The 17,752-nt window shown below is 48.1% G+C and carries 18 protein-coding genes; 11 read left to right on the top strand and 7 right to left on the bottom strand.

Translation table 11 applies throughout. The features are described from left to right. Positions 1 to 179 precede the first annotated feature (179 nt). From trhA to MY523_RS14575, 4 genes are all read left to right on the top strand, one after another. The gene (gene trhA / locus MY523_RS14585) at positions 180 to 839 is read left to right on the top strand and encodes a PAQR family membrane homeostasis protein TrhA (RefSeq protein WP_250655423.1); all 660 of its coding nucleotides are present in this window, start codon (positions 180 to 182) and stop codon (positions 837 to 839) included. A gap of 136 nt (positions 840 to 975) precedes the next feature. Then, complete coding sequence (locus MY523_RS21965; protein WP_338021780.1) at positions 976 to 1,104, top strand: PAAR domain-containing protein; 129 nt, start codon at positions 976 to 978, stop codon at positions 1,102 to 1,104. Continuing rightward, positions 1,061 to 2,005 carry a hypothetical protein gene (locus tag MY523_RS14580; RefSeq protein ID WP_250655422.1) on the top strand — a complete coding sequence of 315 codons (945 nt, stop codon included), beginning with the start codon at positions 1,061 to 1,063 and terminating at the stop codon, positions 2,003 to 2,005. Before MY523_RS21965 ends, MY523_RS14580 begins: the two co-directional genes overlap by 44 nt. Next, the gene (locus MY523_RS14575) at positions 2,002 to 2,838 is read left to right on the top strand and encodes an Imm49 family immunity protein (RefSeq protein WP_250655421.1); all 837 of its coding nucleotides are present in this window, start codon (positions 2,002 to 2,004) and stop codon (positions 2,836 to 2,838) included. The genes MY523_RS14580 and MY523_RS14575 overlap by 4 nt, the downstream gene beginning before the upstream one ends. Positions 2,839 to 3,051: 213 nt before the next feature. Here the strand turns inward: MY523_RS14575 and MY523_RS14570 are convergent, their stop codons facing one another. Further along, positions 3,052 to 3,618 (bottom strand): hypothetical protein, encoded by a 567-nt coding sequence (locus tag MY523_RS14570; RefSeq protein WP_250655420.1) that lies wholly within the window; start codon positions 3,616 to 3,618, stop codon positions 3,052 to 3,054. A 304-nt stretch (positions 3,619 to 3,922) separates the two neighbouring features. Between MY523_RS14570 and ald the strand changes: the two genes are divergently transcribed. Beyond that, entirely contained in the window at positions 3,923 to 5,044 is a 1,122-nt protein-coding gene (gene ald / locus MY523_RS14565) for an alanine dehydrogenase (protein WP_250655419.1), read from the top strand. Between the two features lie 31 nt (positions 5,045 to 5,075). Here the strand turns inward: ald and MY523_RS14560 are convergent, their stop codons facing one another. Further along, a complete protein-coding gene (locus tag MY523_RS14560; protein ID WP_250655418.1) occupies positions 5,076 to 5,753 on the bottom strand; it encodes a substrate-binding periplasmic protein in 678 nt (225 codons plus the stop codon). 233 nt (positions 5,754 to 5,986) lie between these two features. After that, positions 5,987 to 6,994, bottom strand: coding sequence for an acrylyl-CoA reductase (NADPH) (gene acuI / locus MY523_RS14555; protein WP_250655417.1), 1,008 nt, complete (start codon positions 6,992 to 6,994; stop codon positions 5,987 to 5,989). Between the two features lie 230 nt (positions 6,995 to 7,224). Here acuI and MY523_RS14550 point away from each other — a divergent pair, with 230 nt between their 5' ends. The 5 genes from MY523_RS14550 to MY523_RS14530 all read left to right on the top strand — a co-directional run bounded on the left by MY523_RS14550 (position 7,225) and on the right by MY523_RS14530 (position 12,711). Beyond that, the gene (locus tag MY523_RS14550; RefSeq protein WP_250655416.1) at positions 7,225 to 7,836 is read left to right on the top strand and encodes a DUF998 domain-containing protein; all 612 of its coding nucleotides are present in this window, start codon (positions 7,225 to 7,227) and stop codon (positions 7,834 to 7,836) included. 105 nt (positions 7,837 to 7,941) lie between these two features. Then, complete coding sequence (locus MY523_RS14545) at positions 7,942 to 9,309, top strand: glutamine synthetase family protein (protein ID WP_250655415.1); 1,368 nt, start codon at positions 7,942 to 7,944, stop codon at positions 9,307 to 9,309. Between the two features lie 23 nt (positions 9,310 to 9,332). Then, complete coding sequence (locus tag MY523_RS14540) at positions 9,333 to 10,715, top strand: aldehyde dehydrogenase family protein (protein WP_250655414.1); 1,383 nt, start codon at positions 9,333 to 9,335, stop codon at positions 10,713 to 10,715. A gap of 80 nt (positions 10,716 to 10,795) precedes the next feature. Next, positions 10,796 to 11,995 carry an iron-containing alcohol dehydrogenase gene (locus MY523_RS14535; RefSeq protein ID WP_250655413.1) on the top strand — a complete coding sequence of 400 codons (1,200 nt, stop codon included), beginning with the start codon at positions 10,796 to 10,798 and terminating at the stop codon, positions 11,993 to 11,995. Further along, complete coding sequence (locus tag MY523_RS14530) at positions 11,995 to 12,711, top strand: glutamine amidotransferase-related protein (RefSeq protein ID WP_250658829.1); 717 nt, start codon at positions 11,995 to 11,997, stop codon at positions 12,709 to 12,711. Before MY523_RS14535 ends, MY523_RS14530 begins: the two co-directional genes overlap by 1 nt. On the opposite strand, the gene MY523_RS14525 is transcribed toward MY523_RS14530, so the two are convergent. Genes MY523_RS14525 through MY523_RS14510 form a run of 4 tightly spaced genes read right to left on the bottom strand, consistent with a single transcriptional unit; the run spans position 12,708 to position 16,763 of the window. Then, complete coding sequence (locus MY523_RS14525; RefSeq protein WP_250655412.1) at positions 12,708 to 13,562, bottom strand: ABC transporter permease; 855 nt, start codon at positions 13,560 to 13,562, stop codon at positions 12,708 to 12,710. The genes MY523_RS14530 and MY523_RS14525 overlap by 4 nt on opposite strands. Next, a complete protein-coding gene (locus tag MY523_RS14520) occupies positions 13,559 to 14,440 on the bottom strand; it encodes an ABC transporter permease (RefSeq protein ID WP_250655411.1) in 882 nt (293 codons plus the stop codon). Before MY523_RS14520 ends, MY523_RS14525 begins: the two co-directional genes overlap by 4 nt. Positions 14,441 to 14,451: 11 nt before the next feature. Continuing rightward, positions 14,452 to 15,639 carry an ABC transporter ATP-binding protein gene (locus tag MY523_RS14515; RefSeq protein WP_250655410.1) on the bottom strand — a complete coding sequence of 396 codons (1,188 nt, stop codon included), beginning with the start codon at positions 15,637 to 15,639 and terminating at the stop codon, positions 14,452 to 14,454. A gap of 50 nt (positions 15,640 to 15,689) precedes the next feature. Further along, entirely contained in the window at positions 15,690 to 16,763 is a 1,074-nt protein-coding gene (locus MY523_RS14510; protein ID WP_250655409.1) for an extracellular solute-binding protein, read from the bottom strand. Between the two features lie 522 nt (positions 16,764 to 17,285). Here MY523_RS14510 and MY523_RS14505 point away from each other — a divergent pair. Then, on the top strand, positions 17,286 to 17,732 hold the full coding sequence (locus tag MY523_RS14505) for a CBS domain-containing protein (protein ID WP_250655408.1): 447 nt from the start codon (positions 17,286 to 17,288) through the stop codon (positions 17,730 to 17,732). The last annotated feature ends 20 nt before the right edge of the window (positions 17,733 to 17,752 follow it).

The raw sequence follows: 17,752 nt of genomic DNA, 5'->3' as shown, positions 1-17,752 counted from the left end.
CTCCATGGCTGAAATATTAAGAGGGGAATAAGTAAGAACTAGGGAGGAAATGTGCAACAAATATGAACTGGCAAAAATGATCCAGTGATCATAAAACTGTCGAATTGTTTAAACCGAACTGTCATATGAGGCGAGGATACTCAGCTATGTGATAAATGATCTCTGCTAGAGGTGCTGATATGAATCGTGAACGCGCTGTGTGCCCGATTTCCGGGCAAACCCGGCTTGAGGAGTTTTGGAACACCTTAACCCATGGAGTGGGAACCGCACTGAGCATTGCAGGTCTGGTAGTGATCGTTGTTTATGCCAGCTTAAACGGCAACTCCTTGCACATTGTCAGTGGCACGATCTACGGCACCACCCTGGTTTTGCTGTATAGCGCATCCTCTTTGTATCATGGCGCACGCTCACTCAGGTGGAAGCAAATCTTTCTGATTTGCGACTACTGTGCAATCTACCTTGTTATCGCGGGTACCTATACACCGTTGGCGCTGGTTACGCTGCATGGAGAGTGGGGGTGGTGGATTTTGGGTATTGAGTGGAGCATGGCGATCATTGGGATGTTTGTTAAAGGGATGCTGGGAGACCGTTATCGGCTGCTGAGTACGCTTGCTTATCTGGTTATGGGGTGGATGGTACTGGTGGCGTTTTACCCCCTCTATGAAGTGATGGATGCAAGCGGCATTGCCCTGATCATCGCAGGAGGGGTGGCATACACCATCGGTGTGCTGTTCTTTTTATGGGAGTCTCTGCCGCTTAATCATGTTGTCTGGCACGTTTTTGTTATTCTGGGGAGTGCGCTTCACTACTTCGCCATTTTGAAGTATGTGATGCCGTAGCGTGACAGAGCGAGGAAGAAGTGAAGATATCATCGATGACGTGGCTGCTACTTAGGGCTAACTCGATGCCAGATTTATTCTGAAGTATTTAAATATCACATACATAGTCTTGCATCAAATCAAGCTGTGACGCTGTATCCCTCATACCATTATTCAAGGCTCTTCAACGGTTTTCATTAACGGAATGCCCGCCGCGACCATGGGGAGCGCGACTGCCCACGGTGGCGTTATTATCGGGGGGGGCTGGGGATGTCTTAATTGGTGATGTCACACCAGTGGAACTCTCACCTGCAGCCGAAGAGTCCTTTGTTGATGCACTGGTTGGCGGGGCCAAGGAGTTGCTTAACCAGTTTCTCAGAGAGAATGCGGCAATGCACGCGGAGTGGATGGCAGGCAGCGGCATTATTCAATATCAGGATCAGGCCACAGGCGAAATACTAAGCGCTGACGAAGTCGCTTATCGCTATAAAGCCGAAGGCCGGGATATGATTCCGCTCAGCAATGAAACAGAGCAGGCAGCAGCAAAGAGCCTGCGCAACCTGCCGCAAACACCGGCGGTTGTATCTGCCATTATGGCGCTGGGTAGCCGGGGCAAATCACTGCTACGCAAGCCCGACCAAATAATACAGGATATTGAGCAAGCCTTGCTAAACAGTCGCTCCAGCAGCGAGGCGCTGGGCAAAGTAGGAATGGAGCAAGCCAAAAAACGTCAGGGTATCACCACAGACCCGCGTTATATTGACCGCTACCATGGGCCAGACGATCTTGCACTGGACAAAAGCGGTAAACTGGTTGAAATAGAGGCCAAAGGAAATAATAAAGACAGTCTGACAGTCGCTAAAAATAGCAATAGGGAAAAGCAAAGTTCAAAAGCCAAAAATAAACGCCGGGCCGAGTTAATGACTGGCGAAAAACGGAAAAAGATTGACAAGCCATCCTCTAGACAAGGCGGCCCTTATACTGATAACGAACTTGAATTATGGGGTAAAGTTCTGCGTAGCTATGGACAAAAGCGCCATTTGTCGACTCATACCAATACAGAGACCGGGCGGGTACGGGTGCTGGAGCGTGATTCAGAGGGTGAGATCATCGATATTCTGGATGATTTTAGTATAGAAAGTTTTGATAAGGTAAAGCAGGCCATTATGGAGGCGTTTAAACAATGAAAAGAGCAGATCAGGAAGATATTGATCATTGGATTGAGGTGAAGTTAAAAACTATTCAACAGTCTGAGGATGATTACAAAACCGGGTGGTATAAGGAACAGGATATCCCCATGCAGAGTGTTTATTCTGGTACAGCTATGAATTATGCCGGTTTAGGCCGTGCCCGTTTTCTAAATGGTGAATCTCCGGAAAGGTTCAGGCATGAATTTTCAACTGCTGGCAAGTGTATGGTTAAATGCTTCAAAATGGCTTATGACCTCACAGATCCGGATTATGTCGGTGATAAACCAAAACCCCCAAAAGCACCCAGTGCAGGTTACGGCCAAGTGGACTGGTCTGAGGTCATGGAGACCATTGCCATTGACGGTTTTAATTACTGCCTGCTAGGGGCCGACTTTGAGACCGCCAGAGAGCTGGCTTACTGGTATCAGGACAGAAAAGATGGCAAAAAAATGGAGGCAGATGTAAATCGTTATACCTATGCTTACAAATATGCCTTGTTGAATAAGCTGAAAGAAGGCCAGCGATTGTTAGAAAAAACACTTCAGGAGTATGCTGCCAAACCACCCAAAACAACAGCAGATATGAATTACTTTACCCTCAGCATGACCTTGTACGGCATACTGAAGCTGGATGAAGCCCTGTTTAATGAAGGCTTGGCATTACAACTGAAGTTCTATAAAAAATCATACATCCCCGCAGAGGACTTATGGGGGACGCCTTATGAGTATATCTGCGACCATGCCGTTGCCCTCTCCAATCTGGCGCTTGATGCAGGGTTACAGGTCACTGTAGAGCACGACCTTTTACCGAAGGGGCTGTTAAAACAATAATGGGGCCACATCGCAACCTGTTCGGCTTTTTCTAGCGTATTCAAGCACAGCATACTATCGCCTTACCTGAAAGCAGACACCACTGGAACCAGGGTCACTGACTTAATCTTGAATATTTTCAGAGATATTTCAAGCCGCGGGAATTGAACCCTTGATTCCGTTCGTTCCTCACTGCATACAAGGCTACAGTCTGATGGTAACGTTGAGTATTCGTTAAGCGGTTATCTGGTCAATATAGTCTACTGCGATATCCGCATCGATATATGCCATACCTAGCAAGTTCAAGTACGCCATACGGTTGATTTGGGTTGGATCCAGCTCGGGAAGCAGGACTTTATTTTGCTCGTATAGTGCCTTTACGTGCTCGATGTACGCGTTATTTTCTTCCAGTAGCATTGTTGCTGCACCGACATCTGTTTTTACAGTACTGGCTAACTCATCCGGTAGTTTAACTTCAAAAACGACAGGGGCTTCATCGGAACCAAAGCGGGTTTTGCGTAGTTTTGCTTTTTCGTTGGCCCAGTAATACGCAAGCTCCTTGCTTTGAGTTAAAAAAACGGGCTCTTTTCTTTCGGTGTAGTTATTGCCGATGGTGGCCATTGCTTTTTTTGCCATCTTGTTCAGCTCTGCATCACCAGACCCGATTAACCCCTTCTCTGCAATGGAGTCAGATAAGCCTGACGTTGTGCCGTGATACCAGAGTCCAGTTGTTTTAAATCCATCGTTAGACAGCAATTGTGAGGCATCTTTCAGATAAGTTGGGGTTTCAATATTTGTCATGGGATATCAGGTTCCAAAAAAGAGAGTCATCAAACACGAATGGGGGAGATTATAGCAGTATTGATTCTAGTTGTTGAATGGGGGCTCTTCTATTGCCTTCACTCCGCCAGCGAATAGGGGGGCAGAGTTTCATTTATTGTTTCCACGCTTTGTAAGGTTTATATGGAGGTTATAGCGCCAAATATCCGAAACGGATGACTATACTAAAGGTATGTGCTGGTAAGGTTGGAGCGTTTAAACCTTGCTGTAGTGAATTTCTGTAATAGGGGGCGTCATAGCCCTTCTATACTGAGGAGCCTCTCCCATGATTATTGGTGTGCCTAAAGAAATAAAAAACCATGAATATCGAATAGGTATGACCCCGGTAGGCGTTAGAGAGTTGGTTAACCATGGCCACAAAGTGCTCGTACAAAGTGGCGGAGGAGCAGCAATAGGGCTGGCTAATGAGCAGTATGAAGCGGCAGGTGCCAACTTAATAGATAAACCGGAAGATATTTTCTTAGCCGCAGATATGATCGTAAAGGTCAAAGAGCCTCAGCCAAACGAATGCAAGATGCTGCGGCCCGGGCAGCTTCTTTTCACCTATCTTCATTTAGCACCAGACCCTGAACAAACCAAACTGCTGGTGGATTCAGGGGCGATAGCCATCGCCTATGAAACGGTCACCGATGACCATGGTGGATTGCCGCTTCTAGCCCCTATGAGCGAGGTTGCAGGGCGTATGGCTATTCAGGCCGGAGCGCACTCGCTTGAGAAAGCGCAAGGCGGCAATGGAACACTGCTCGGTGGTGTGCCTGGCGTGCTGCCGGGTAAGGTGGTGGTTATCGGAGGTGGTGTGGTTGGGGAAAATGCCGCGCGAATGGCGATGGGGTTAGGGGCTGATGTGACTGTGCTTGACCGCTCCTTAGACCGACTGAAAACACTGGATACCCTCTATGGCCCACGGCTCAAAACGCTTTATTCTACAGTCGAGTCTGTTGAGGATTCCGTCTGTAGTGCAGACCTTGTGATTGGCGCTGTATTGGTGCCTGGTGCTGCAGCGCCAAAGCTGCTTAAGCGGGAAACGCTTACCAAAATGAAAGATGGTGCTGTGCTGGTAGATGTGGCCATTGATCAGGGGGGGTGTTTTGAAACCAGTAAAGCGACTACGCATCAGGAACCTACTTATAAAGTTGATGGTGTGGTGCATTACTGTGTGGCGAATATGCCGGGCGGCGTAGCGCGAACAGCGACGTTTGCACTAACCAATGCTACGCTGCCTTACACAATCGCATTAGCGAACAAAGGTTGTCAGCAAGCGCTGGCTGATGACCCACATTTGCGCAATGGACTCAATATATTTAAAGGCAAAGTGACCTGTGAGCCGGTAGCGGAGGACTTAAACTATGACTATGTGCCTGCGACTGATCTGATTTGTGCAGGTTGATCGGTGAGGCGTCGAGTAAAGCAGGTTATATTTATTGAGATACCGGCTTTAAATACTTATCAAATATCGCTTGATAGCGGCCAGTTTTTTTCAGCTGTTCCAGCCCTTCATTGAAGTCATCCCGGATATGTTTGTCCCAGAAAACAGGACGATAGTCTTCAGGGTTGATTTCTGTAAAGCGGTGGATTTTTACATGCTTTAGTTTTTTTCCCAGCTCTTGCTCAGCTTTAAGCGAGTAGTACTTAAAGATATTAATGTCACTTAAAGCAATGTCGCGGCGACCACTGTTGAGCATCAATACTTGTTGCAGTTGTTTATTTTGCTCTGTAACCAGGCCTGCTTTATTGGGCGCTTGCAACCATTCGGGAAACCGTTTGCTGGCACCCTGAAACGAGATAATAGAGAGGCCTTTTAAATCTGTGGGTTTCTCAATGGTCAGGTTTCTCTCTTTCAGAGAAATAAATACGTTGTCATAGGTGACCGCTGAATTGCCATAGTAGGCCCCAATGGCGGCCATATCATGACCAAGATCTGTCATGGTGGCGTCCAGATGTTTTTGTTTGAACATATAGGGAATACGGCCAAGAGGGAAGTATTTGGGGCGCAGAGTATGGTTGTGGAACGCGAGAGCTTCGCCGATAACATCCAGCTCGATGCCAGAATTAGACTCAGGAAACGAAAAAGGCGGTATGGCCTCACCGAATGCCATCACCACCTCTTTCGCAGCAGAAGTGCAAGAGAGCATAAAAAGCACAGTGCAAATTATCACTTTCAAGAGAGCGCCCTATTTGTCTTGATTGACTCTGGGTTTTCACAAAGAAGGCCTCCTGCGGGATGGCCTCCACTTTTACGCTATTATTTCAGTGTAGTTTGCTAATAGATGAATGCTAACTTTTATGAGCGCGTGTCATCGTTGGGTACAGGCACTTCGGTTTGAACATGTTATGAAGCTTGCAGATCAACGACGGTGCGCCCTTGTACTTTACCGGCCATCATATCTTCAGCGACCTGCTTGATCTCGTCTATAGCCACTACACGGTTAATGCCTGTCAGGGCTTCTTCTGGCAAATCCTGCGCTAAACGTTTCCAGGCAGTTTGCCTGCGCCCATTTGGACACATTACTGAATCAACACCTTGCAGGCGGACATTGCGAAGAATAAATGGCATGACGGTGGTCGGAAGTTTGAAACCTGCTGCCAGTCCGCAGGCCGCGACTGCACCGTTATAATCGGTTTCTGCCAGAACGCGCGCTAAAATAGCATCGCCAGCAGTGTCAATTGCCCCGGCCCAGCGCTGTGCTTCCAGTGGTCTGGCGGGTTTCTCCATCTCTTCCCGGCTGATAATCTCTTTAGCACCGAGCCCTTTTAGGTAGTCATGGGTTGACGTGCGCCCCGACACAGCGGTAACGTTGTAGCCCAGCTTACTAAGAATCGCAACGGCGATACTGCCAACGCCCCCTCCGGCGCCCGTGACGATAACAGGGCCTTTCTCTGGCGTGACGTTAGCCTCTTCCAACGCCATAACACAAAGCATCGCTGTAAGGCCGGCAGTGCCGATAGCCATCGCTGTTTTGCTTTCCATACTATCGGGCAGGGGGATCAGCCACTTTGATTGAACCCGTTGAACTTGTGAGTAACCTCCCCAGAATTGTTCCCCTACGCTCCAGCCTGTCAGTAGTACTTTGTCGCCTGGTTTGTAGCTGTCGGCCTGCGACTCAATGACCGTACCGGTAAGGTCAATTCCCGGCACCATTGGCCAGGTTCGAACGATTTTACCCGTGCCGGTTACCGCCATACTGTCTTTGTAGTTGATGCTTGAATAATCCACTGATAGCAATACATCACCTTCAGGCAGGTCATCGACGGTGAGCTGCTCCACTGCACTTACGGTTTTTCCGTCATCTTGTCGAAGTACCAGTGCTTTAAAGTGTTGGGGGATTGCTTGAGTCATGTTAAGCCTCTATGTTCAATTGAAGAACGTCACTTTGCGAGTGTCGTGATATGGTGGCATGTTATGGTTCAGTTTAGCGTGAAACGCGCTATAGCAAAATGCTATAGCAGAAAAGATAGGGTTATACTTTAGTTTTAGTTGCTCCATATTTCGATTCGTGTTCTGGTTTTGATACACATTTTTTATAAGCACATTTTTTAGGCACCAGCATTGTTTTAAAGGAGTCAGACTTGGTAATACAGCTATTGGCGATACTGGGCATTCTGACCGCTATTTTTGCGCTGTTGGCACCTGTTTATTTTGCCAGCAAGAGTGAAGGGTATTCGCCAATCGTAAACACATTGAGTGAATTAGGCGTGACTGGAGGCCCCCATCAACTGGCTGTCTCACGTTATTATTTTTTGCCTCTTGGCGTATCGGTCTGTGTGTTTTTGGTGTTGGGTCACTTATTGGAAACGTCTTTCAGGTATGACGTGCTGAGTACCGTGCTGTTAAGCCTTGTTGGGACGGGGTATATCATCGCGGCGTTTTTTCCTTGTGATGCCGGTGCGCCGGTTCTCGGCTCAGTGAGTAATCAAATACATAATGTCGCCGGCGTGTTTGAGTACTTAGGCGCGGGCTTCGGGCTAATCCTGATGGGGGCCGCCCCTGTGGATGCCTTAGGGCTAAGGGTTTGGAATGGCTATTTAATACTAAGTGGTTCGGTGATACTGTTGTCTTTAGTGCTATTGATCTTACCGTTATTTAAGCGAACCAGAGGGCTATTACAACGTGTAGCAGAAGCCAGCTTTTTTATCTGGATGCTGAGTTTTTCGCTTTTATTACTGCTGAGAGACGGCTAATAGCGCAGGATGCTGGATTTAAGGCTAGGCTTATAATGTTAGACAAGGCCTCTAAGCCGTTATAACGCTCAAAAAATAAGAACCAAATAAAGGCAGGGGAAAGCCATGGAAGCAAAAGATGTCCAGAACATTGAAGATGCACGAGAGCTTATTGAAGAGAGAGGCCTCAGTCATGTAAAGGTGGGGGTGTTTGACGTTGATGGCGTTTTGCGCGGCAAATACATGTCGAAGGATAAGTTTTTATCATCGCTGAAAAGCGGGTTTGGTTTTTGTGACGTTGTATTGGGCTGGGATGTGAGAGACCAGCTTTACGATAATGTTAAATACACCGGCTGGCATACCGGTTATCCGGATGCCTCTGTCAGGATTATCCCCGAAAGTTGCCGTGATATGCCGCTTGAAAGTGACGGCCTGCTATTTCTGGCGGAGTTTGTGGGCGATGCTGAAGCCATTTGCCCGAGAGGCGTGCTGCGAAATGTGATCAAAAAAGCCAAAGCCCTTGGCATGCAGATAGAAACGGGTTTTGAGTATGAATTTTTTGTTTTTAACGAAACGCCAGAGAGTATTCGCGAGAAAGGTTACCAATCCCTTCAACCCATGGGGCCATCCGAGTTTGGATATTCGGTTATCCGTAACAGTGTCGGCTCTCAAAGCTATTTGAACCTGCTTGAGCTATGTGAAAGGATGAATATCCCTTTGGAAGGCCTGCATGAAGAGACTGGCCCCGGTGTGCTGGAAGCGGCGATTGCACATGATGACGCGTTGTCCTCGGCCGATAAGGCAGCGCTCTTTAAAACCTTCACTAAAATTGCCATGCAAAAAGAAGGAAAGATGGCGACGTTCATGGCCCGGTGGTCGGCAGACTACCCTGGGCAGAGTGGCCACATTCATCTGTCTGTTAGAGATTTAAACGGCACTTCCATGTTCTATGATGAGAACAAACCGGACAACATCAGCGATACCATGCGCCACTTTTATGCCGGGCAACAAAAACTAATGCCTGACTTGCTGGCGATGATTGCCCCCACGGTTAACTCTTATCGACGATTGGTGCCTGGTTTTTGGGCGCCCACTGAGGCGAGTGTCGGGATTGATAACCGAACCTGTGCGATCCGGCTTATTCCTGGTTCAGAAGCTTCTCAGCGCATTGAGTACCGAATCGGTGCGGCCGACGCCAACCCTTATATCATCCAGGCAGCGGTTATCGCTTCAGGACTGTGGGGGGTTGAAAACCGAGCGGAACCCGAACCTCTGGTTGAAGGCAATGCCTACGAGCACCGGTTCCCGGATTATCTGCAACTGCCTTACACCTTGTGGGATGCAGCGCAACGGCTTAAAAAGTCCCAGATTGCGCGACACTATTTTGGCGATGCGTTTGTGGATCACTTCTCTGCGACGCGCGAGTGGGAAGAGCGAGAGTTTAGAAAACACATCTCCGATTGGGAACTGGATCGGTATTTTGAAATTATTTAACAGGCGATCAGGTAGGTAGAGTGATGAGTATCATATTACATTCTCCGATTGATGGAAGGGAGATTGCAGAACGAACACTGGCGTCGGCAGAGCTAATCGCCGCAGCGGTTGATCGCGCATCCGCTGCCCAGCAAAGTTGGCGACAGGTTAGCTTAAAAGAGCGCGCCGCATGTTGTCATAAAGCGATTGATTATTTTATCCAGCATCAGGAGGAGGTCGCTCAAGAGATTACTCTACAGATGGGGCGACCTATCCAGTACGCCGCCGGAGAGATCAAAGGGCTGGAAGAGCGTGGTCGCTATATGATCGATATCGCTGAATCCGCGCTTTCTGACCAATTGGTGGAAGAAAAGGCCGGGTTTAACCGGTTTATTCGACAGGAGCCCCTTGGTGTGGTGGTGACGATTGCTCCCTGGAACTATCCTTATCTGACGGCGGTTAACTCGATTATACCGGCTATTATGGCGGGCAATAGTGTTATCCTGAAACACTCCAATCAAACGTTGTTATGTGCTGAGCGCTTTGCCGAAGCCTTTCAATATGCAGGCCTTGCTGACGACATATTCCAATACCTGCACCTTGATCATGAAGGGACGTCTACGCTGATAAAACATGATCAAGTGGACTTTGTCTCATTTACCGGCTCCGTGGCGGGGGGAGAGCACATTGAAAAGGCCTTGGCCGGGTCATTTAAAGGCCTGGCGTTGGAGCTGGGTGGTAAAGACCCCGCTTATGTCAGAGAAGATGCCAATCTGGCCCATGCTATTGAGAATGTACTCGATGGCGCGTTTTTCAATTCGGGGCAGTCCTGTTGCGGTATTGAACGTGTATACGTGCATGAATCATTATTTGAGCGGTTTGTCACCGGCGCGGTCAATCAGGTATATGAACATGTTTTAGGCAACCCCCTTGAACCAGAAACGACCCTAGGCCCAATGGTCAATGCCAAAGCCGCCGCTGCCGTCAGGCAGCAAATTGAAGAGGCCATTGCTCAAGGTGCCAGAGCGAATATCGATCAGCACTATTTTGAGCGCGACGAAGAGGGCACGGCCTATATCGCCCCCCAGATACTGACACAGGTTAATCACCAGATGAGCGTGATGTCAGAAGAGAGCTTTGGCCCGGTCATTGGTGTCATGTCGGTCACCAGTGATGAAGAAGCGATCAAGTTGATGAACGATAGCCCCTACGGGTTAACTGCGTCCATCTGGACAGAAGACGAAGAGCAGGCCCTGATGATTGGTGACCAGCTGCAAACCGGCACGGTATTTATGAATCGCTGTGATTATCTTGACCCGGCACTGCCCTGGGTTGGGGTTAAGCAGTCGGGGCGAGGGTGCGCACTGTCGAGGCTGGGGTATGACCAGTTAACACGGCCCAAGTCATTTCATTTAAAACGCATTTAGCACGTATTCAATAAACTCATTGTCGAGTAAAGATTGAATGCGCATTGGTTGATGACACGATCAGAGAAGTGAGAGTATTTATGGAACAGCCGTTAGACCTTACAACCGCTGACGATATACAAGGTAACTGGAACTATCCGACGACGATAAGAATGGGGTGTGGCCGACTTAGTGAGTTGCCTTTTGTCTGTAAATCATTGGGTATTCGTAACCCTTTATTGGTGACCGATGCCGGGTTGGCTGGTCAGCCATTTGTCGCCAAGGCAATGGAGTTAATAAAGGCAGAAGGTGCGAGTATTGGCTTGTTTACCGATATTAAACCCAACCCCACCGGCGACAATATTGTGCAAGGTGTTGACGCGTATAAAACCGGAAACCATGACGGCGTTGTTGCGCTAGGGGGAGGCAGTGCCCTTGATGCAGGCAAGGCAATTGCGTTGATGAGTGGCCAAACGCACTCTATTTGGGACTTGGAAGACGTTGGGTCAAACTGGTTACGTGCAGACCCAGACGGTATTGCACCGATTGTGGCGGTGCCAACCACTTCGGGTACAGGGTCAGAGGTCGGCAGGGCATCGGTTATTTTAGATGAAGAGAACGAAATAAAAAAAATCATCTTTCATCCCAAAATGATGCCTCAGGTCGTATTGGCAGACCCTGAATTGGTGAAGGGGCTGCCCGCTCATTTAACCGCCGCAACCGGTTTGGATGCATTTGTGCACTGCCTCGAAGCATACTGTGCAAAAGGGTACCACCCGATGGCCGATGGTATTGCATTAGAGGGAATGCGACTGATTAAAGAGTGGTTGGTTCCAGCGGTAGAAGATGGCAACAACCTTATTGCACGTAGCCATATGATGGTCGCTTCATCCATGGGGGCCACTGCATTCCAGAAAGGGTTGGGAGGCGTACATGCCTTGGCCCATCCTTTAGGGGCGCTGTTTGATGCGCATCACGGCTTGCTGAATGCCATCTTACTGCCCTATGTGCTGGTGCGTAACCGTCTGGCCATTGAGCATAGGATTGAGCACGTCGCTACCTGCCTGGGGCTTGACGATAAGACCTTCGACGGGTTTATTGGCTGGATTATCGAACTGCGTAAGCAGCTTAATATTCCCCACTCATTGTCTGAGATCGGCATCACCGCGGAATACAGCGAACGTGTTGGCGAAATGGCCGCAGAAGACCCTTCTGCGGGCGGCAACCCTGTCCCGTTAACCGCAGAAGACTATGGCATTCTATTCAGTACGGCCGTAGCGGGCATCGGGTTTGTCGCGTGATGAAGCAACAGCTAAAGCTCGGCATACTCGACTGCGATATATTGCATGAATCACTGCGTAAAGAATATGCGTCGTATGCGCACATGATACAGACGCTCTTTATGCAGGTTGAACCATCCATAAACTTTGCTATTTATCCTGTTGTTGAGGGTGTTTACCCTGATGATGTTGATGAGTGTGATGGCTACATCATTACCGGCAGTAAAAGCAGTGCCTATGATAATGATGAGTGGATTGGTGAATTACGCAATTATGTAAGAACCCTTGCCTGTCAGAACAAAAAAATGGTCGGGATCTGTTTTGGGCATCAGTTACTCGCCCATGTATTGGGCGGGCGTACTCAAAAAAGTGAAAATGGCTGGGGTGTTGGAGTAAAGTCCAGTGACGTGATTGACAGCCCTGAGTGGATGGAGCCGAAAATGAAATCCTACTCGTTGCTGGTGAGTCATCAAGACCAAGTCGTTCAGTTGCCCTCTGAGGCAACGGTGATAGCCAGTAGTGAATATTGCCCGAATTCGGCCTTCCAACTCGGGGATAATATATTGGGGTTTCAAGGGCATCCAGAGTTTATTCGGGGATATAGCCGCAAACTAATGGAGATGCGCAGGGGGATTATTCCTGATGACGTCATTGAACAGGGGATGGCTTCTTTGTTGGAAAGCACCGATCATTTAGTCGTCGCCAGGTGGATAGTTAACTTTCTACAGCGCTCTTAACGCTCTTTCCGCTGCACAAACAAAGACAATAACGCTAAGCAGGCAGACCCCGCCATCAGTATCACCGACACCGCGTTCAACACCGGTGTCGACCCTTCTTTAAGTCGATCAAACATTGCGATGGTCAGCGGGGCATCTGAACCAACCAGCATTAATGTGGTATTGAAGTTCTCAAATGACATAAGAAAACTAACGATACCCGCGCCGATGATGGCAGGTTTAAGATAAGGCAGTGTGACGGTGAAAATAGCGGTTAGTCGGCTTGCGCCCAGGTTCATGGCGGCCTCTTCTAACGTTGTATCAAACTTACGCAAGCGGGCAGATATAACCAGTGTGGCAATGGTGGTAATAAAGGCAAACTGTCCGATAACAACCAATGTTAAGCCGGGTCTCAGTGCTTCGATATCATAGCCAAATTGCAGCTCCACCCAGTTTGCAATCGTGCTGCTGAACACGAGGATAGAAACACCCAGAATGACTCCAGGAATAACCAGCGGCGTGAGCATCAGGATATAGAGCAGGTTTTTAGCTGGAAATGATTCACGCTCAAACAAGAATGCATTGCAGGTTGCCAGTGTCAGGCTGATGAGGGTCGTCGCTATGGCGATGCTGACACTTGTCCAAATGCTCTCCAATAACTCTTCATCGTGGAATATGCCGAGCTTTGGCTCGGTGTCATTGATGTACCAATCGAGTGTTCCGCCACTCCAGGGCAGGGATGGAAACATCGAATCATTAAACGAAAAGACCGCCACGACAACCAGTGGCGCCATTAGAAAAATAAAGAATAAAGTCACATAAGCGGCATAAGAGAGTTTGAAAAATCGGCTGCTGTTGAGGGTGGGTATCATGACATCACCTTCGAAAAGGACTGCTTCGTCAGTTTTAAGCCGAGCCATACAATAATCGACGATAGAATAAGTAGTAACATGCCGAAGGCTGACCCCTGTTCCCAGTTAAAACGGGTAATAAACTGGGTGTAAATCTGCTCTGTGAACCACAAACTGTCTTTGCCGCCCAGTAGTGTTGGCGTTAAATAGTTGCCCAGTGTCAGCATAAACACCACAATACAGCCGCTGACGATGCCGGGCATGGCGTGGGGTAATACAATCTCTCTGAGCACATTCCAGCTGTTGCCGCCTAGATCATAGCCCGCTTCAATTAAGCTGTTATCAAGGCTGTCTAAAGTCGAGACCAGGGGGACGACCATAAACAGCATTGAGGTATAGATAAGGCCGACCATAATGGCAACATCGTTGTACAGCATCTCGATAGGCTGATCGACTAACCCAAGCCATTGAAAAAGCGTACTGATCAGGCCGGTCTCCCTTAAGATAATCATCCAGCCGTAGGTTCTCACCAGCTCGCTAACCCAAAACGGGATAAGGCATAGAACAAATAGCACGGTTTTTACGCGGCCTGTTAGCATCTTGGCAATGTAATATGAGACCGGAAATGCGATGAGCAGCGTCAGCGCTGTTGCAATAATCGACATAACCGCCGTTCGGACAAAGGTGTTCCAGTAAAGTGGCTCTGTAAAGAATGCGGTGTAGTTGTCGAGACTAACGTTATACTGTCTGGCTGATACCCGCTCTTGCAGCGAGATCAGCACCATGTCGACATGGGGCAGAATTATAAGCAATGACAGCCACAGTAAAATCGGGGCAAGCAATAGCCATAATCCTATTCGACGCGCGCTTGGCAATGTTGCGGACTGAACTGATGTCATAGCTGGCTCTTTTAGTGTGAGGGCTGATTATTTCTAGCGACACTCGAACGTTGGCTGGGGAAGCACAGGCACTGATGTTGACTCCATCGAAGTGTCACGCTATCGCCTTTGCACAACTGTAAATGATGACCTGTCTGGGGTAGAGAGACATTCAAGGATTCACTGCCGGTTGTGTTGACCAGAATCTGGCTACGAGCACCGTCAAAGAGTATGTCGGTAATGCGGCCCTGGCACTGATTGATCTGGCTGTCCTGTTCATCAGCGGTTCTGGTGCTCGTTGTGTTTATGGCCTCCGAGCTTGTTATTGATATCGCTTCGGGGCGGAGGTAAACCGCAACATCGTCATGTTGACGAAATGAGTGGGGGGAGCGCGATAGCCCGTTGAGTGCAAGACCTTGTTCGGTGATAAGTGAAATGGTTGAACCTTCTTGACGGGTGACTTTTCCGCGCCAGCAATTGCTGTCACCGACAAAACTGGCGACAAACGGCGTTTTTGGCTCGTAGTAGAGCTCTTGAGGTGTGCCTATTTGCTCAAAACGGCCATTATTCATCACTGCCACCTGATCGCTCATGACCAGTGCTTCTGACTGGTCATGTGTAATGTAGATAAAGGTGGTACCAAATACCTGCTGTAAACGCTTGAGCTCTATTTTCATCTGCTCGCGAAGCTTTAAATCCAAAGCGCCTAGCGGTTCATCAAGTAGTAAAACATCGGGCTTTAATACCAGGCAGCGGGCGATGGCGATACGCTGCTTTTGGCCGCCTGATAACTGATCAATGCGCTTATTGCCCGAGTCAGGCAGGTCGACCCGTTCTAACACATCGTCGATAAGAGGTTGTTGTTCCTTTTTGCTAATCCCTCTGCGCTTTAAACCATAGGCAATGTTGTCTGCGACGGACATGGTTGGGAATAGGGCCAGGTGTTGAAAAACCATATTTACCGGGCGCTTGTTGGGCGGTGTATGGAGCACCGACGCGCCTTTAATCAGAATGTCGCCGGAGTCCGGTTGCTGAAAGCCTGCCAGCATTCTTAATAACGTCGTTTTACCGCAACCAGAAGGCCCTAATATTGAGAAAAAAGAGCCTTTTGGTATGCAGAATGAGACATTATCTACCGCAACAAACTCGTCGAAAGTCTTGCTAATATTACGACACTCCAAGTCGAATAAAGGTTGCTTTGAGTGATCATCAGTCGACATTGAGTATGTTTCCAGTTGTGGTTTATTAGTTAAGTAGTGACGAAAGCCCTTTAACTGGCTGCTTTTATCCGGTCAAGCGCTTTACCTTCCAGCTCTTCTAGCCCCGCAGGCACTGGTGGGTACCACTTAATATTATCAATCGCCTCTTGCGAAAAGCTCTCTTTAAACTGTGCTTTCAGGGTTTCATTAACGTAATCATCGCTACCTTTTGCTGCAGTAAAGTTACCGGCTGCTTCAGTGATTTTTGCCGCGACGTCAGGTCTCATAACGTAGTTTATCCATTTATATGCCGCGTCTTCTGCTTTGGTTTTGCGTGGCAGCGCAAAGGTATCGATCCACCCTAAAGCACCGGATTTCGGCGCGATAAAGGTAATATCCTTGTTTTCCTTGTTTAGCTTCCAGCCGCCTGCATCCCAGGCCATCGCGGCGTTAACTTCCCCTGAACGCATCAGGTTCAATAGCGCGTCACCACCACTCCAGTAGGCTTTAACGTTACTTTTGCAGTCAATGAGCTTTTTCTCGACCTTATTCAAAATGGCCTGGTATTGAGACTTATTGTTATAGGCGGCAAATGGGTCTTCCCCCATCGCAAACGCAAAACCAATCAGCGTGGGGCGTTTTAAACGGTATGAAACCGAGCCACTCAGGCTGGTATCACATAAGTCGGTATAGTCAGCCACTTGGCCAGCCGCTTTGCGGTTTACCACCAAACCGCTGGTTCCCCATACGTGAGGAACACCATATACCTCCCCGTTATGGGTGGTACTTTTTTGTGTTGCCTCAAACATGGAAGGAATAATCTGGGCTGCGTTGATGTTGTTTAAGTCGATAGGTTTATAAATATTAAAGTCTGCTTGAGCGCTGCTGATACGGTCCTGACTGGGTTGAGCTAAATCGAAACCCGCACCGCCTGTTGCCCGGAGTTTCGATATCATGTCTTCATTATTTGACTTGGTTACTTTGACCGAAATGCCGGTCTCCTTCTTAAAGTCTTTAATAACTTCTTTGGGTGCGTAGCCACCCCATGTAAGTAACCTGAGCGTTTCTGCCTGAATAGGGGCGGACATAAACGCGGCAGTTGCGGTGATTAACCCGAGCGATTTGAGATTGAGTAGACCTTTCATTGTAATACCTATCTTGGTTAGACGTTTTAAACGTCGAGGCTGATGACAGATTTATTGTTATATTCGCTGGTACTGTTAGTTGTTTCGTCTGGACTACAGCGGGAAATTCGACGTTGTGTTCGTAATTTCCACCTCAAGCTAACAACGATAAGTTACAGAAAAGTGACAGTGTCTAGCTAAGCATAGCTGAATTAAAAGCCTATTAGACTTTAGTTGTAGGGCTTGCCCGTAATTCAATGGATGAATGTTAATTGGTCATCTTAAGTTTGACGGGTATCAATGCTATGGGGGGGGTATGTCTGTTTATCTAAGAGAGGGTTTTTCACAACTACTGCGCTCACAAATACAGCGTTAAAAAATGACTCAAAATGGTGCGCTCTCCTGGGTCGACCGGGACTATATTACGTATATACTGCGCTTCTTCGTCATTTTTTGCCTTGTCTTTGCTTCGCTCATAACGTTGTGTAAAGGCCTCTCTGAACTGAGAACTAACAATAAATCTGAAAAGCCAGGGAGTGCAGCATGATTAGTGTCGATGAAATTATGACCAGTAATGTAGTTACATTAACGCCTGATAGCAGCGTATATGATGCACGCTGTATCATGAGTGAAAAAGATATTCGCCACTTGCCCATTGTGGATGCCAGCAATAAACTTGTCGGGTTAGTCACTCAGCGCGACTTACTCAGCGCATCGGAGTCAACCTTGTATGCGACCAGCAATGACGCGCGTATTGAGCTGGAAAAACAGCACAAAATTGAAGAGATTATGACGCGCCAGGTTAAAACAATTGATGAACGCGATAGTCTTAGGTCTGCGGCGCAACGCCTTAGAAAGTATAAACATGGCTGTTTGCCTGTTGTTACTGATGGCGAGTTAAAAGGGATTATTACTGATACCGATTTTGTCGGCGTCGCGGTGCACTTGCTAGAGCAGGTAGAGTCGTCCATTCCTGTTGAAGAGTTCTAAACACTTCGCTATCTTCTTAA

Origin of the sequence: Alkalimarinus coralli, assembly GCF_023650515.1 — a bacterium.
Classification (GTDB): domain Bacteria; phylum Pseudomonadota; class Gammaproteobacteria; order Pseudomonadales; family Oleiphilaceae; genus Alkalimarinus; species Alkalimarinus coralli.
Note: the sequence above shows the minus strand (reverse complement) of the source record. Positions and strands in the feature narration are given on the sequence as shown.